At 71.3% G+C, this 13,920-nt stretch carries 14 protein-coding genes; 4 read left to right on the top strand and 10 right to left on the bottom strand.

Annotation, left to right across the window (positions count from 1 at the left end):
- The first annotated feature begins 23 nt into the window (after positions 1-23).
- Positions 24-1,697 (top strand): alpha/beta hydrolase, encoded by a 1,674-nt coding sequence (locus ACFY0D_RS29575; protein WP_390801074.1) that lies wholly within the window; start codon positions 24-26, stop codon positions 1,695-1,697.
- A 37-nt stretch (positions 1,698-1,734) separates the two neighbouring features.
- On the opposite strand, the gene ACFY0D_RS29570 is transcribed toward ACFY0D_RS29575, so the two are convergent.
- The 6 genes from ACFY0D_RS29570 to ACFY0D_RS29545 all read right to left on the bottom strand — a co-directional run bounded on the left by ACFY0D_RS29570 (position 1,735) and on the right by ACFY0D_RS29545 (position 7,012).
- Positions 1,735-2,445, bottom strand: coding sequence for a lysophospholipid acyltransferase family protein (locus tag ACFY0D_RS29570; RefSeq protein ID WP_390801073.1), 711 nt, complete (start codon positions 2,443-2,445; stop codon positions 1,735-1,737).
- An 83-nt stretch (positions 2,446-2,528) separates the two neighbouring features.
- Positions 2,529-2,687: a hypothetical protein gene (locus ACFY0D_RS29565; RefSeq protein ID WP_030010293.1), complete on the bottom strand. Its 159-nt coding sequence runs from the start codon at positions 2,685-2,687 to the stop codon at positions 2,529-2,531.
- A gap of 32 nt (positions 2,688-2,719) precedes the next feature.
- Positions 2,720-3,682 (bottom strand): cytochrome c oxidase assembly protein, encoded by a 963-nt coding sequence (locus ACFY0D_RS29560; RefSeq protein ID WP_373039141.1) that lies wholly within the window; start codon positions 3,680-3,682, stop codon positions 2,720-2,722.
- A gap of 102 nt (positions 3,683-3,784) precedes the next feature.
- The gene (locus tag ACFY0D_RS29555; protein WP_351154518.1) at positions 3,785-4,810 is read right to left on the bottom strand and encodes a 6-phosphofructokinase; all 1,026 of its coding nucleotides are present in this window, start codon (positions 4,808-4,810) and stop codon (positions 3,785-3,787) included.
- 215 nt (positions 4,811-5,025) lie between these two features.
- Positions 5,026-5,754: a type 1 glutamine amidotransferase gene (locus tag ACFY0D_RS29550; protein ID WP_150256333.1), complete on the bottom strand. Its 729-nt coding sequence runs from the start codon at positions 5,752-5,754 to the stop codon at positions 5,026-5,028.
- Between the two features lie 19 nt (positions 5,755-5,773).
- Positions 5,774-7,012 (bottom strand): MurT ligase domain-containing protein, encoded by a 1,239-nt coding sequence (locus tag ACFY0D_RS29545; RefSeq protein WP_030010289.1) that lies wholly within the window; start codon positions 7,010-7,012, stop codon positions 5,774-5,776.
- 123 nt (positions 7,013-7,135) lie between these two features.
- Here ACFY0D_RS29545 and def point away from each other — a divergent pair, with 123 nt between their 5' ends.
- Complete coding sequence (def, locus tag ACFY0D_RS29540; protein ID WP_390801072.1) at positions 7,136-7,690, top strand: peptide deformylase; 555 nt, start codon at positions 7,136-7,138, stop codon at positions 7,688-7,690.
- A 206-nt stretch (positions 7,691-7,896) separates the two neighbouring features.
- Here the strand turns inward: def and ACFY0D_RS29535 are convergent, their stop codons facing one another.
- Positions 7,897-8,541, bottom strand: a complete 645-nt coding sequence (locus tag ACFY0D_RS29535) for a TetR family transcriptional regulator (RefSeq protein ID WP_301372652.1) — start codon at positions 8,539-8,541, stop codon at positions 7,897-7,899.
- A 216-nt stretch (positions 8,542-8,757) separates the two neighbouring features.
- Between ACFY0D_RS29535 and ACFY0D_RS29530 the strand changes: the two genes are divergently transcribed.
- Complete coding sequence (locus ACFY0D_RS29530; protein WP_329104625.1) at positions 8,758-9,987, top strand: acyl-CoA dehydrogenase family protein; 1,230 nt, start codon at positions 8,758-8,760, stop codon at positions 9,985-9,987.
- 77 nt (positions 9,988-10,064) lie between these two features.
- Here the strand turns inward: ACFY0D_RS29530 and ACFY0D_RS29525 are convergent, their stop codons facing one another.
- Positions 10,065-10,829 carry a hypothetical protein gene (locus tag ACFY0D_RS29525; RefSeq protein WP_390801071.1) on the bottom strand — a complete coding sequence of 255 codons (765 nt, stop codon included), beginning with the start codon at positions 10,827-10,829 and terminating at the stop codon, positions 10,065-10,067.
- A gap of 50 nt (positions 10,830-10,879) precedes the next feature.
- Complete coding sequence (locus ACFY0D_RS29520) at positions 10,880-11,317, bottom strand: SRPBCC family protein (RefSeq protein ID WP_390801070.1); 438 nt, start codon at positions 11,315-11,317, stop codon at positions 10,880-10,882.
- Positions 11,318-11,472: 155 nt separating this feature from the next.
- Between ACFY0D_RS29520 and ACFY0D_RS29515 the strand changes: the two genes are divergently transcribed.
- Complete coding sequence (locus ACFY0D_RS29515; protein ID WP_030388211.1) at positions 11,473-11,658, top strand: DUF5999 family protein; 186 nt, start codon at positions 11,473-11,475, stop codon at positions 11,656-11,658.
- Positions 11,659-11,810: 152 nt separating this feature from the next.
- Here ACFY0D_RS29515 and ACFY0D_RS29510 read toward each other — a convergent pair whose 3' ends face one another.
- On the bottom strand, positions 11,811-13,907 hold the full coding sequence (locus ACFY0D_RS29510; protein ID WP_390801069.1) for an ATP-binding protein: 2,097 nt from the start codon (positions 13,905-13,907) through the stop codon (positions 11,811-11,813).
- Positions 13,908-13,920 lie beyond the last annotated feature (13 nt).

Here is a 13,920-nt window from a genome sequence, read left to right as displayed (position 1 = left end):
CCTGACGCAGGGGGAACAACCACGTGATACGCAACGCGGCGCTGGGGAGCGCCGCCACACTGATCACCGGCACACTCGCGGCGAGCCTGCTGCTGGCCCCGCCGGCCGCGGCGGCCTCGGCCGGCAGCGACGGCAGGCTCCCGGAGGCGCTGGGTGTCCAGATCGCCGCCGCCCGCGCCGCCCGCACCGGGATCGACTGGAAGGACTGCCCGGCGGACTGGGGCTTCGAGAAGCCCATCCAGTGCGGCTGGGTGAAGGTCCCGCTCGACTACGCGAAGCCGTACGGCAAGACCATCGACATCGCCGTCGACCGGATCGGCAGCACCGGGACCAAGGAGGAGCGACAGGGCGCGCTCGTCTACAACCCCGGCGGCCCCGGCGGCTCCGGCATGCGCTTCCCGCGCCGCGTCACCACCAAGAGCCCGCTGTGGGTCAACACCTCCAAGGCCTACGACTTCGTGGGCTTCGACCCCCGCGGCGTCGGCCACTCGGCGCCGATCTCCTGCATCGACCCGCAGGAGTTCGTCAAGGCCCCCAAGGCGGACCCGGTCCCGGACTCCGAGGCCGACAAGCGCGCCCAGCGCAAGCTCGCCGCCGAGTACGCGGACGGCTGCAAGGAGCGCAGCGGCGAGATGCTGCCGCACATGACCACGCCGAACACCGCGCGCGACCTCGACGTGATCCGGGCCGGCCTCGGCGAGAAGAAGCTGAACTACCTCGGCGTCTCCTACGGCACCTACCTGGGCGGGGTCTACGCGACCCTCTTCCCGACCCACGTGCGCCGCATGATCGTCGACAGCGTGGTGGACCCGTCGCAGGACAACATCTGGTACGAGGCCAACCTCGGCCAGGACGTCGCCTTCCAGATGCGCTGGAACGACTGGCAGGACTGGGTCGCCAAGAACGACGCCGTCTTCCACCTCGGCGACACCCGCGCCAAGGTCGAGGCCCGCTACCAGAAGCTGCGCGCCAAGGCCAAGGCCAACCCGCTCGGCGGGATCGTCGGCCCGGCCGAGCTCATCGGCTTCTTCCAGGGCGCCCCGTACTACGACTCCTCCTGGGTGCCCGTCGCCCAGACCTGGGCCGCGTACGAGGCCGGTGACGAGCAGGCGCTCGTCGACGCCATCGCCCCGGACATGACCGACGTCAAGGGCAACGCGGCGTCGGAGAACGGCAACGCCGTCTACACCGCCGTCGAGTGCGCCGATGCGAAGTGGCCCACCAGCTGGTCCAAGTGGGACCGGGACAACACCAAGCTGCACCAGAAGTACCCGTTCCTGACCTGGTCCAACGCGTGGATGAACCTCCCCTGCGCGACCTGGAAGGCCAAGCAGAGCACCCCGATCGCGGTCGGCGCCAAGCACGGGCTGCCGCCCGTACTGATCGTCCAGTCCGAGCGCGACGCCGCCACCCCGTACAAGGGCGCGGTCGAGCTGCACCGCCGCCTCGCCGGCTCGCGGCTGATCACCGAGAAGAGCGCGGGCTCGCACGGCGTCACCAGCCTGCTGAACCCCTGCATCAACACCCGGGTGGACAGCTACCTGCTCACCGGCAAGGTCGACGCCAAGGACGTGACGTGCGCCCCGCACGCCACCCCCGTGGCCCCGGCCCCGGCCGCGGCGAAGTCCCTGTCGTCCGACGCCCCGGCCGAGTCCTCGGTCTTCCCGGCGCCGGAGGAGCTCCCCGCCGTCCGTTAAGGACGGGCGGGAGCGGCCAGGACGAGCGGGAGAAGGCTCAGCGCGCGGTGCGCCGGGCCTTCTTCCGCTGTTCCTCCTCCTCGGCCTTGACCTCGGCCGCGTACCGGTCGACGTACTCCTGGCCGGACAGTCCGAGGATCGCGTACATGATCTCGTCGGTGACCGCCCGCAGGACCGCCCGCTCGCCCTCCATCCCGGCGTACCGGGAGAATTCCAGCGGCTCGCCGAAGCGGATCGTCACCCGCCGGATCTTCGGGATCTTCTTCCCGGGCGGCTGGATCTCGAAGGTGCCGACCATCGCGCAGGGCACCACGGGCACCCCGGCGCCCAGGGCCATCGCCGCCACGCCCACCTTGCCCTTGTAGAGCCGGCCGTCGTGCGAGCGCGTCCCCTCCGGGTAGATGCCCAGCAGCTCGTCCTTGGCCAGTACCGCCAGCCCCTCGCGCAGGGCGGCCTGCCCGGCGTCCTTGCCCGACCGGTCCACGGGGATCTGCCCGGCGCTGCGGAAGAAGGCGGCGGTGAGCCGGCCCTTGATCCCGGGACCGGTGAAGTACTCGGCCTTCGCCAGGAAGGTGATCCGCCGCTTGAGGATGGCGGGCATCAGGAAGTGGTCGGAGAAGGACAGGTGATTGCCCGCGACGATCGCGGCACCCTCGGCGGGGATGTTCTCCAGACCCTCGATCCGAGGTCTGAACAGCAGTCGCAGCAGGGGGCCGAGCAACACGTGCTTGAGCAAGTGGTAGAACACCAGGCCGCTCCTGTCGATATCCCGTTGTCACAGCCATTTTACGGACGGTGAGCCACGGGGTGCAGGGGGCGGAGGGGACTTACTCAGACATTGCGTGTGGCGGCCATCCCGGCGGTCAGCAGCCCCAGCACCACCCAGCCGAACCACAGCCAGCCGTTGCTGCCCAGGGCCACGGAATACGTGGCGACGGCCACCAGAGCGGCGAAGGTCATGACAGCCATCGCCTTAACGGATCCGGTCATGCCCCATGGTCGCGCGCGAAGGCGGTGTCGCGCTACTGGCCACGCGCTTGGAGCGAGGCGAGATACGCGTTGTACGCCGCCAGCTCCTTGTCACCACTGCGGTCCTCGGCCCGGTCGGAGCGCCGCGCGGCCCGCTGCTCGGAGTGGTACCACTGGTAGACGAGGGCGATCAGGACCAGCACCGAGGGGATCTCGCTGAAGGCCCAGGCGATGCCGCCGCCCCACTGCTGGTCGAGCAGGGGGTCGATGCCGAGGGACGCCGGCGGGTTCGCGTACGTCTTGATCATAGGCTGGCTCGCCATCATCAGGGCGATGCCGAAGAAGGCGTGGAAGGGCATGCCCGCGAACAGTTCCAGCATCCGCATGACATAGCCCGGCCGGTGCGGACCCGGGTCGATGCCCATGATCGGCCAGAAGAAGATGAGGCCGACCGCGAGGAAGTGGACCATCATCGCGATGTGCCCGGTCCGGCTCTCCATCAGGAAGTCGAAGAGCGGGGTGAAGTACAGGGCGTAGAGGCTCGCGATGAACATCGGGATCGTGAAGGCCGGGTGGGTGATCACCTTCATGTACCGGCTGTGCAGCAGCATCAGCAGCAGCTCGCGCGGCCCCTTGTGACCGCGGGCGGCGGGCGGCAGCGCACGCAGCGCCAGCGTCACCGGGGCACCCAGCAGCACCAGGATCGGGGTCACCATGCTGATCACCATGTGCTGGACCATGTGCACGCTGAACATGACCATGCCGTAGTCGTTCAGCTTGGTGCACATCACGAGGATCACGGTCAGCACGCCCACGGTGAAGGCGATGGTCCGGCCCAGCGGCCAGGAGTCCCCGCGCCGGCGCAGCCGCAGCACGCCCCACCCGTACAGGGCGAGCCCGACCAGCGAGCCGATCAGGAAGAAGGCGTCGAAGGAGAACTCCAGTCCGCGCCCGAGAGTGAACGGCGGCAGGTCCATGTCCATGTGCATGTCCATGCCGTGCCCGCTGTGATCCATCTGTTCACTCCCTTGACCGTGGTGCCCCACCACAGTAGTGCCGCCCCCGCACGCTCTTGCGCGCGGGGGCGGCCCAGGATAGAGGGGCGCACAAAAGGGACGTCAGAGAACGGTCTGCGCCTCGTCGTACCGGTCGGCCGGAACCGTCTTGAGGGTCGAGGTCGCCTCGGAGAGCGGCACCATCACGATGTCCGTCCCGCGCAGCGCGGTCAGCATGCCGAACTCGCCCCGGTGCGCCGCCTCCACCGCGTGCCAGCCGAAGCGGGTGGCGAGGACCCGGTCGTACGCGGTCGGCGTGCCGCCGCGCTGGACGTGGCCCAGGATCACCGGCCGGGCCTCCTTGCCCAGGCGGTGCTCCAGCTCCACGGCGAGCCGGTTGCCGATCCCGGCGAACCGCTCGTGCCCGTACATGTCGGTGCCGCCTTCCTCGAAGTCCATCGAGCCCGGCTTCGGCTTGGCGCCCTCGGCGACCACGACGATCGCGAACCGCTTGCCCGCGGAGAAGCGCTCGCCGACGATCTCCGTCAGCTGCTCGATGTCGAAGGGGCGCTCCGGCACCACGATCGCGTGCGCGCCGGCCGCCATGCCCGAGTGCAGGGCGATCCAGCCCGTGTGGCGGCCCATGACCTCCACGACCATCACGCGCTGGTGGGACTCGGCGGTGGTCTTCAGCCGGTCAAGCGCCTCCGTGGCCACCCCGACGGCGGTGTCGAAGCCGAAGGTGACGTCCGTGGAGGCGATGTCGTTGTCGATGGTCTTCGGGACGCCGACGATCGGCAGGCCGGCCTGCGCGAGCAGGTTCGCGGCCTTCAGCGTGCCCTCGCCACCGATCGGGATGATCGCGTCGAGGCCGAGGTCCGCGACATGGCCGCGGGCGCGCTCCACGCCGTCGCGCAGGTGCGCGGGCTGGACCCGGGAGGAGCCGAGGATGGTGCCGCCTCGGGCGAGGATGCCGCCGACGGCGTCGAGGTCGAGCTTGCGGTAGTCCGCCTCCAGCAGGCCCTTCCAGCCGTCGAGGAAGCCGATCACCTCATCGCCGTGGTCGACCACGGCACGGTGCACGACGGAGCGGATGACGGCGTTGAGACCGGGGCAGTCGCCACCGGAAGTGAGCACACCTATGCGCATGGCAGGAACGGACCTTTGCAACGTGGGCCGACGACCGGACCACGTCGTCCGGTTGGAACTACGGCCACCCTACAAGCGGTGGAGAGGTGGACTGAACCATCCTCCACATGCTGGTCGTACTCGTCGTACGAAACGATGTCGGCCCGGTTCCCCCTAGGGAAAACCGGGCCGAACACATGATGCGGGGGCCGCCCCGATGAGCGGTCCGCGGGGCGCTACGCGGGCTGCGTCGCGGCCGCGATGCGCTCCGCGCGCAGCGCCTCGTACCACCGGTCGTCTATGGCCGGCAGCGCGTTCACATCGAGGGCCAGCTTCAGCAGCAGGTCCGCGATCTGCGGGTTGCGGGCCATCACGGGACCGTGCATGTACGTGCCGAACACCGTGTCGTTGTACGCGCCTTCGGTGCCGTCACCGGTGCCGTTGCCACGGCCCATGGTCACCCGGGCGAACGCCTTGGCCGTCGGGCCGAGGTGGGTCACGCCCTGGTGGTTCTCGAAGCCCGTCAGCTGCGGCAGGCCCAGGCGCGGGTCGATGTCCGCGAGGACGTCGCCGACGCACCGCTCGCCCTCACCGCGCAGGGTGACGACGTCCAGCAGGCCGAGGCCCTCCTGACGCTGCCCCTGGTCGTTGACGAATTCCTTGCCGAGGATCTGGTACCCGGCGCAGACGGAGAAGACGATCGCCCCGTTCGAGACGGCCCGCTCCAGGCCGCCGTCGCGCAGCAGGCGCTCCGCGGCCAGACGCTGCGGCCGGTCCTCGCCACCGCCGATCAGGTAGATGTCGCCCGAGGTGGGGATCGGCTGGTCGCTGCGCACGTCCACGCGCTGCACGTCCAGGCCGCGCTGGCGCGCCCGGCGCTCCACCACGAGGGCGTTGCCCTGGTCTCCGTACGTGCTCAGCAGGTCCGGGTAGACCCACACCAGACGCAGGCTGTTGTCGCTCATGCTCTTGTCCTTATGGGTACTAGTTGCCGACGCGGCGGCGCACGTCCTGGAAGGCGGTGTAGTTGGCGATCAGCTCGATCTGTCCGGGCGGCGCGAGCTGCACGGCCTCGTCGAGGGTGTCGCACACCCGGAAGTCCAGGCCCGCGACCTCCAGGCGGACCGCGAGGTCCAGCTTGCGGTCACCGATCACGAAGATCGGGTGACCGGCCAGCCGCGGGTAGTCGACGTCCCACAGCCAGGAGGTGTCGGTGCCGTCGGCGCCGCGCGCGTTCACCGAGAGGATCACCGGGGTCGGCGGGGGATCGATCAGCGAAAACGTTTCGAGCCAGCCCGCCGGGTTCTTCGCGAGCAGCAGCCGCAGCTCACGGCCCTGGAAGCTCACCACGTCGTAGCGGCCGGCGACGGCCTGCACCTGGTACATCCGCTCCAGCGCGACCTGCGGCGGGACGCCGAAGACGGCGGCCACGGCCGCCGAGGTCGCGGCGTTGGCCTTGTTGGCGCGGCCGGGCAGCTGGAGGTGGATCGGCCAGGCCGAGCCGTGCGGGTCCAGGACGTGGTCGCCGGAGAGCACCCAGGTCGGGGTCGGGCGCCGGAATCCGCACTCGCCGCAGAACCAGTCGTCGCCCGGGCGCTGCATGACACCGCCGCAGGAGGGGCACGACCAGGCGTCGTCCTTCCACTCCTGGCCGGCCGCGACCCACACCACGTTCTGGGAGGAGGAGGCGGACCACACGATCAGCGGGTCGTCGCAGTTGGCGACGATGACCGCCTTGGAGCCCTGGAGGCCCTCGCGCCACTTCTCCGCGAGCATGCGGGTCTCGGCGGCGCGGTCCAGCTGGTCGCGGGAGAGGTTGAGCAGGGCGATCACCTTGGGGGTGACGTCCCGGGCCACTCCGGCCAGGTACTTCTCGTCGACCTCGATGACGCCGTACTTGGCGTCCGAGCCGCCTGCCAGCGCGGACGTGATGCCGGCCGGCATGTTGGCGCCGAGGGCGTTGGAGACGACCGGACCGCTGGCCCGCAGGGCCTCCGCGATCAGTCGGGTCGTCGTGGTCTTGCCGTTCGTCGCGGAGACGAGGACGACATCGAGATGTTGCGCCAGCGCGCCGAGAAGATCGGGGTCGAGCCTGAGTGCGACCTTGCCACCGATCACCGATCCGCTTCCGCGTCCCGCGGCCCGCGACACCGCCGCCGCGGCCTTGCCCGCCGTCACGGCCAGCTTGGCCCGCGGCGAAAGCGGCTCCGTGTTGCCTGCCATCGTCCCTTGTCCTCCTTGCGTCGGTCGGCCCCAGCCTATCCAGTACCGGCCGGAGCCTTGACCGCGGCGCCCCCGCCCCGCCGCGGATCTCCTCATATAGTCGCCCGTCGTAGGCTTAAGGCCATGCGACAGCGCCCCATCCCCGGTACCTCCGGCCTCGTCCGCACCATGAGCCTGCTGGGTGATCCGGTGCTCCACTCCGCGTGCGCGGAAGTCACCGCGTTCGGCCCGGAACTCGACCGGCTCATCGAGGACATGTTCGCCACGATGTACGCCGCCGAGGGCGTCGGGCTCGCGGCGAACCAGATCGGCGTCGGACAGCGGGTGTTCGTCTACGACTGCCCCGACGACGAGGATGTCCGCCACGTCGGGCACATCGTCAACCCGCGGCTGGTGACGGCCGACGGGGACGAGTTCCTGGGGCCGGAGGGGTGCCTGTCCCTGCCGGGGCTGGAGGCGGGGACGGTCCGCTTCGACCACGCGGTGGTCGAGGGCGTCACGTCGGACGGGGCGGCTGTCCGGATCTCCGGGACGGGGTTCTTCGCGCGGTGCCTGCAGCATGAGTGCGACCACCTCGACGGGATCGTGTACGCGGACCGCGTGACCGGCCTCCGATCCCGCCGCCTGCGGCGCGCCATCCGCAAGACCCCTTGGGGAGCCGGGGCACTGCGCGGCTAGCCCGGTCGACCCTTTGCCTCGCCGGCGCCGATCCGGGCACGTCCAGCCCCTCCGGCGTTTGAGGAGCGGGGTCTGGGGCGGGGCCCAGGAAACCCGGCTCCGCCGGGCACCGGGCTCCGCCCGGACCTCCCCCAGCTACCGCTGGGAGGTGCCCCCTGCTCAAACGCCGACGGGGCTGAATGTGGCCCAGGAGAGGCTGAATCCGGCTAGAAGCCCGGGCCGTCGACCCGGTTGCCGGCAGTGGCCAGGCGGCCCCACAGGAGGTCCGTGAGGCCCGCGACCAGGTCCGCGCGCTCGCAGGGCCGTTCGCCCAGCCACCAGTCACCGGCCGCGTGCATCATGCCGACGATGCCGTGACCCCAGATCCGGGCGAGGCGTTCGCCCCCCGGGCCGAGGTCCACGCGTTCGCCGATCACCTCGGCCAGCTCCTCGCCGAGCCGGCGCAGCAGCGGGGCCGAGTGCAGGCCGACGTCGAAGCCGCGCTCGGCGCTGTGGGAGTCCTCGGCCGGGTGCATGAGGAAGCGGTAGACCTGCGGGCGGGCCTCGATGGCGGCAAGATAGGTGTCGAGGGTCGCCTCCACCCGGCGGCGCCGCTCGGCGGGGGCGTCGAGCGCGGCCCGCAGCGAGTCGAGCAGGGCGTCGGTGTGCCGGACGGCGAGGGCCTGGTAGAGGCCCGCCTTGTCCCCGAAGTGCCGGTAGAGGATGGGCTTGGTGATGCCTGCCTCCGCCGCGATCGCGTTCATGGAGGCTTTGGGGCCGTCCCTGAGCACGACCCGGTCGGCGGCTTCGAGCAGCTCCCGCCGGCGGCGTTCGGCCGCTCCCGGTTCGCCGGCCTGCTGAGTGGTCTCCATGACGTGTTTCTCTCCCCGCCCTTGCGATGTGCGTGACGCCCACGCAACGTAACACCCCGCATACCCCGTCGATCGAATCGGAGGTCACCCCGTCCGGCGTCGTGGCCGGTGCGGACGGTGCTTGACAGTGCTTACTCGCCGGTAACAGACTGTGGTCTTCGCGTAGGTTACCGCTAGTAACTTCCGCAGGGACGAGTGCAGACAGGTGGAGGGGACATGGCGGAGTTCACCATGGAGCTGAACGACGACCAGAAGCAGGTACGGGACTGGATCCACGGCTTCGCCGCCGATGTGATGCGCCCCGCCGCCGCGGAATGGGACGAGCGCGAAGAGACTCCCTGGCCCGTCATCCAGGAGGCCGCCAAGGTCGGCATCTACTCGCTGGACTTCTACGCCCAGCAGTTCTTCGACCCGACCGGCCTCGGCATTCCGATGGCGATGGAGGAGCTCTTCTGGGGCGACGCGGGCATCGCGCTGTCCATCGTCGGCACCGGACTCGCGGCCATCGGCGTCGTCGCCAACGGCACCGAGGAGCAGATCGGCACCTGGATCCCGCAGATGTACGGGACCCCGGACGACGTGAAGGTCGCCGCCTTCTGCTCCTCCGAGCCGGACGCCGGCTCCGACGTCGGCTCGATGCGCACCCGGGCGGTCTACGACCAGGCCAAGGACGAGTGGGTGCTCAACGGCACCAAGACCTGGGCGACGAACGGCGGTATCGCCAACGTCCACATCGTGGTCGCGGTCGTCGATCCCGCGCTGGGGACCAAGGGGCACGCCTCCTTCATCATCCCGCCGAACACCCCCGGCCTGTCCCAGGGGCAGAAGTTCAAGAAGCACGGCATCCGCGCCTCGCACACCGCCGAGGTGGTGCTGGAAGACGTACGGATCCCCGGCTCCTGCCTGCTCGGCGGCAAGGAGAAGCTGGACGAGCGCCTCGCGCGGGCCCACGAGCGCGCCCGCAGCGGCGGCGGGGAGCGTGTGAAGAACGCGGCCATGGCCACCTTCGAGGCCTCCCGGCCGGCCGTCGGCGCGATGGCCGTCGGCACCGCGCGCGCCGCGTACGAGGTGGCCCTCGACTACGCGAAGACCCGTACCCAGTTCGGCCGCCCGATCATCGACAACCAGGGCGTGGCCTTCCAGCTCGCCGACATGCGCACGCAGATCGACGCGGCCCGGCTGCTGGTGTGGCGCGCGTCCTGGATGGCGGTGGCGGGCCGGCCGTTCGAGTCGGCGGAAGGCTCGATGTCGAAGCTCTTCGCGAGCGAGGTCGCCAAGAAGGTCACCGCCCAGGCGGTCCAGATCCTCGGCGGCAACGGCTTCACCCGTGAGTACCCGGTGGAGCGCATGCACCGCGACAGCGCCATCTACACGATCTTCGAGGGCACCAGTGAGATCCAGCGCCTGGTGATCGCCCGCACGATCTCCGGCATGCCGATCCGCTAGCCGACGGGCCCGGTCGGGACGGGCGAGGTACGGGGTACGGGCACAACGCTCCGTACCCCGTACCCGTACCCCGCGCCTCAGCCCAGCGGGGTGAGGCAGAAGGTGGTGAAATCGTTCCGGCTGTACTTCGGGTCGGATACGTAGTCGCCCGCGGCGCATCGCGCACCGGGCGTGCCCAGGCGCTCGGTGACCCGGAACTCGGCGCGGGGCGAGGCGCAGGACTCGATCTCCAGCTCCTGCTCGACCCAGCTGCCCTCGTTGCGTACGCACTGTCCCGCGGACAGCCTGGGGTCGCCGAACACCGCGGCGGCCACGAAGAGGGCCGGGACCGCCAGCACGACGAGCAGGACCGGCAGGAGGAAGAGCAGGACCGGAGCCCGGCGCCACATCGGTTTGCCCGGGTCGAGCGCGGGCCGGTGGCCGCCCGCCGGGGGAGCGAGCTTGCGGAAGGCCGCCCGCGGGCCGAGGTTCATCAGCAGCGTCACGGGCGTGATGAAGGCGGACAGCGGCCCCCACCAGCCCTGCCACAGGGTGTCCGAGGACATCCGGCGGTAGGTGGCGAGCCCGCAGTCGCGGCAGAACGGTCCGCGCAGGCTCAGGAACCGCATCAGCACGATCAGGCCCTGGTGGCCGCGTACGGTCGCGTGCGCGGCAGGCCAGGCCCCGCACAGCCGGCAGCCGTACCGGCCCGGCTCCGGGTGCGTGCCGTACGCCCCGTACGTGCCGTAGGGCTGCGGTCCCGCGTACCCGGGGCCGGCCGGGCCGCCCTGCTGCGGGACGGGCGCGGCGTAGGGGTTGTACGGGCCGGCGCCCTGCTGCTGCGGCTGTGGCGGAGTGGCCACGGAGATCTCCTCGGTCGCTTCGTGATCACCGGCACGGTGATCACGAAACCTTAAGGCCGCAGCAGCCGTGCGAGGGCCCGGCCGAAGAGGAGACGGCCCGCCGCCGCGACCACGGGATCCAGGGCGCGGGGAAGGCCGCGCAGGCGCAGCTCCTCCCGCCAGAGGACCTCCGCGCCGCCCGTGACGAGGGGGCGGATCTCGATCTCCGCCCAGCCCGTCACCGACCGGCCGCGCTTCTCCAGCCGGACCAATCCCGGCAAACCCTCCGCGGGGGGTCGCCACACGACGACCTCCATGCGATCGTCGAATGTGATCCTGCTCACGCCGGTCCGAGCCGTGAAGATCGTTCCGACGTGGGTCGGGGGAGCCGTCTCGATGATCGTCCGGGTGAGTGGGACCTGCTCGCCGTGGCGCTCCCAGTCCGTGAGCATCGGCCACGCCTCGACCGGCGGCAAAGACGTGCGGTGAATGATCCGGATAGCGGGCATGAGCGCATGGTAATCGGGCATACACACCGTGAACTGGACGGCGGATATGGGTTCCGTCCGGGGGTGGCGATCAGTAATACTCACCGCCACCGTGGATCGCGGATTCGACCGGGTGACCACCGGCCCTCCCGCCCCACTTCGCGAGGAGGTGCGCCATGTGCTCCCACCAGCCACCCTGCCCTACTGCCGACAGCGCCGATCACGACGCCGCCCGCATTGTGGCCTCCCATCCTGAACAGGGCTGGAGCCTGCTGTGCAACGGAGTCGTGATGTTCGACGACACCGGTGAACTGCTCCCCGACAGCCGCACGGTGGAACCCCGCCGCCCGGCCCTGGTCTGAGCGAGGAGGCAGCATGCGCCAGCAGCTGATCCGTAAGCCCGTCCCGAAGCCCGCCCCCCGAGACCTGGACCTGCGCACACCGTCGGGCAGACCCCTCCCGTACTGACGGGAGCCCAGGATTTAGGCCGTACCCCAGACCCACCGGCCGAGACTCAGCCGGTGGGCGCCGCCGCGCCGCCCAGGAACGCCGCCTCGTAGGCGGCGTCTCCGATCGCCGCGCGGGCCTGCCGCTCGCCCTGGTCGCGCAGGGCCGTCAGCGAGGGTGAGCCCATCTGCGGCCGGCCCACCGTGCGCCACCAGGCGTGCCCGGTGCCGAGCAGCCGCGCCGCGAGTTCCCCGTCGCCCAGCCCGGCCACCGCCGCGGCCAGCAGGTCCAGGCCGAGCGCGATGCCGAAGCGGTCTCCGAGCAGCCGTTTCCCCGAGAGCATCGCCCGTACGTGCCGGGCGGCCTCCCCGTGATCGCCCAGGCCCAGCGCCGCCACCGCCAGGATGTAGTCCGCGTACGCCCGCAGCCAGCGCTCGCCGAGCTCGGCGCAGGCCTCCCGCAGGGACCGCGCCTCCTCGGTCGCCTCCTCGAAGCGCCGCAGGTCGCACAGGGCGTAGCCGGTGGCCAGCTTGCACAGGAGCCAGCCCGTGCCGCTGGCGCGTCCGCCGTGGCCCGCCCGGGCCCGGGGGCCGGCCAGCCGCAGAGCCCGTACGGGGTCGCCGGGCATGAGGACCGACACCGCGTGCAGGTAACCCGCGCGCAGCTCCCGCTCGGGGTCCGCGAGCCGGGCCGCGTCGCGCGTGCACTCGTCGCCGAGCTGCCGCGCCGCGTCCATGTCGCCCTGGAGCAGCGCGGTGAGTCCGAGGGCCCACACGGCCTGGTTGTACGCGGCCCCCGTGCGCGGGGCGCCCCGCAGGGCCCGTTCCAGGAAGCCGCGGCCCTCGTGCACGTGCCCGCACGCGAACCAGTAGAACCACAGGGCCCCGGCCATCTCCAGCGCCGCCGTCGGGTCGGCGGCGATCAGGTGCTCCAGAGCGGTACGCAGTTGCGCGTGCTCGGCGGTGATCCTGCGGTACCAGTCCACCTGCCCCGGGCCCATCCACCCCCGGTCGGCGGCCTGGGAGAGCGCCGCGTACCAGTGGGCGTGCCGGTCGGTGACGATCTCCACCTCGCCGAGCTCGCCCAGCCAGTCCTGTCCGTACTCGCGGATCGTGTCCAGCATCCGGTAGCGGGCCCCGGACCCGCGCTCCTCGATGCGCAGGACCACGGACTTGGCGGCGAGGCCCGCCAGTACGCGCTCCACCCGGGCGGCGGGCAGCGGCCCGCCCGAGCACACCGCGCGCGCCGCGGCGATGTCGAAGTCGCCGGTGAAGACCGAGAGCCGGGCCCACAGCAGCCGTTCCAGCGGCTCGCACAGTTCGTGGCTCCAGCCGATCGTGGTCCGCATGGTCTGGTGCCGGCGCGGCAGCGCGGCCCGGGCGTCGGACAGCACCTCGAAGCGTTCGCCGATCCGCTCGGCCATGTGCTCCAGCGTCCACAACCGCAGCCGGGCGCCCGCGAGTTCCAGCGCGAGCGGGATGCCGTCCAGGCGCCGGCACACCTCGGCGGCCACCGCCGTCCGCGCCGGGTCGGCGAAGACGGCCGCCGCCCGCGGGGTCGCGGCCAGGGCGCGGGCCCGGAAGAGCGTGAGGGCGTCGCTGTCGGGCCCCTCGCAGGGCAGCGGCCGGACCTCGACGACCTCCTCGGTCGGCATGCCGAGCGGCTCGCGGGAGGTGACCAGGATCGTCAACCCGGGCGCGGACTGCAGGAGTTCGCCGACCAGATGGCGGCAGTCGGCCACCAGGTGCTCGCAGGTGTCCAGCACGAGGAGCAGCTTCTTGTCGGCCATCCACGCGCACAGCTCTTCGTCGGGCGGGCGCGGGGAGTGGTCGGCGAGGCCGACGGTGTGGGCGACGGTGGCGGTGAGCAGGCTCGGATCGCGCAGGGGCGACAGCTCCACCCACCAGACCCCGTCGGGGCGCGCCTGGCGGGCGGCGGCGACGGCGCGTAGGGCGAGCCGTGACTTGCCGACACCGCCCACCCCGGTGAGGGTGACCAGTCTTCGCTCGTTCAACAGGCCGTCGAGCAGCCGGAGTTCGTCCACCCTGCCGACGAAGCTCGCAGGTTCCGGGGGCAGGTTGCCGGGCACCGGGCAGGGACCCGGTCCGGGATCGCCGTCCGCGGAGTCTGCCTGATTGTCATTGAACGAGTACTCACCGAACACGGATGTATTGTGC

It is taken from the genome of Streptomyces sp. NPDC001502 (genome assembly GCF_042894785.1).
GTDB classification, from domain to species: Bacteria; Actinomycetota; Actinomycetes; order Streptomycetales; family Streptomycetaceae; genus Streptomyces; species Streptomyces kutzneri.
This window is presented reverse-complemented; position numbering and strand designations above follow the sequence as displayed.

What these genes read in the sequence shown, in the direction of transcription:
- ACFY0D_RS29515 (WP_030388211.1), top strand. Translation starts at nt 11,473, where the DNA reads ATGTGCTCCCACCAGCCACCCTGCCCTACTGCCGACAGCGCCGATCAC.
- ACFY0D_RS29520 (WP_390801070.1), bottom strand. Translation starts at nt 11,317, where the DNA reads ATGCCCGCTATCCGGATCATTCACCGCACGTCTTTGCCGCCGGTCGAG.
- ACFY0D_RS29530 (WP_329104625.1), top strand. Translation starts at nt 8,758, where the DNA reads ATGGCGGAGTTCACCATGGAGCTGAACGACGACCAGAAGCAGGTACGG.
- ACFY0D_RS29555 (WP_351154518.1), bottom strand. Translation starts at nt 4,810, where the DNA reads ATGCGCATAGGTGTGCTCACTTCCGGTGGCGACTGCCCCGGTCTCAAC.
- ACFY0D_RS29535 (WP_301372652.1), bottom strand. Translation starts at nt 8,541, where the DNA reads ATGGAGACCACTCAGCAGGCCGGCGAACCGGGAGCGGCCGAACGCCGC.
- ACFY0D_RS29560 (WP_373039141.1), bottom strand. Translation starts at nt 3,682, where the DNA reads ATGGATCACAGCGGGCACGGCATGGACATGCACATGGACATGGACCTG.
- def (WP_390801072.1), top strand. Translation starts at nt 7,136, where the DNA reads ATGCGACAGCGCCCCATCCCCGGTACCTCCGGCCTCGTCCGCACCATG.
- ACFY0D_RS29565 (WP_030010293.1), bottom strand. Translation starts at nt 2,687, where the DNA reads ATGACCGGATCCGTTAAGGCGATGGCTGTCATGACCTTCGCCGCTCTG.
- ACFY0D_RS29545 (WP_030010289.1), bottom strand. Translation starts at nt 7,012, where the DNA reads ATGGCAGGCAACACGGAGCCGCTTTCGCCGCGGGCCAAGCTGGCCGTG.
- ACFY0D_RS29550 (WP_150256333.1), bottom strand. Translation starts at nt 5,754, where the DNA reads ATGAGCGACAACAGCCTGCGTCTGGTGTGGGTCTACCCGGACCTGCTG.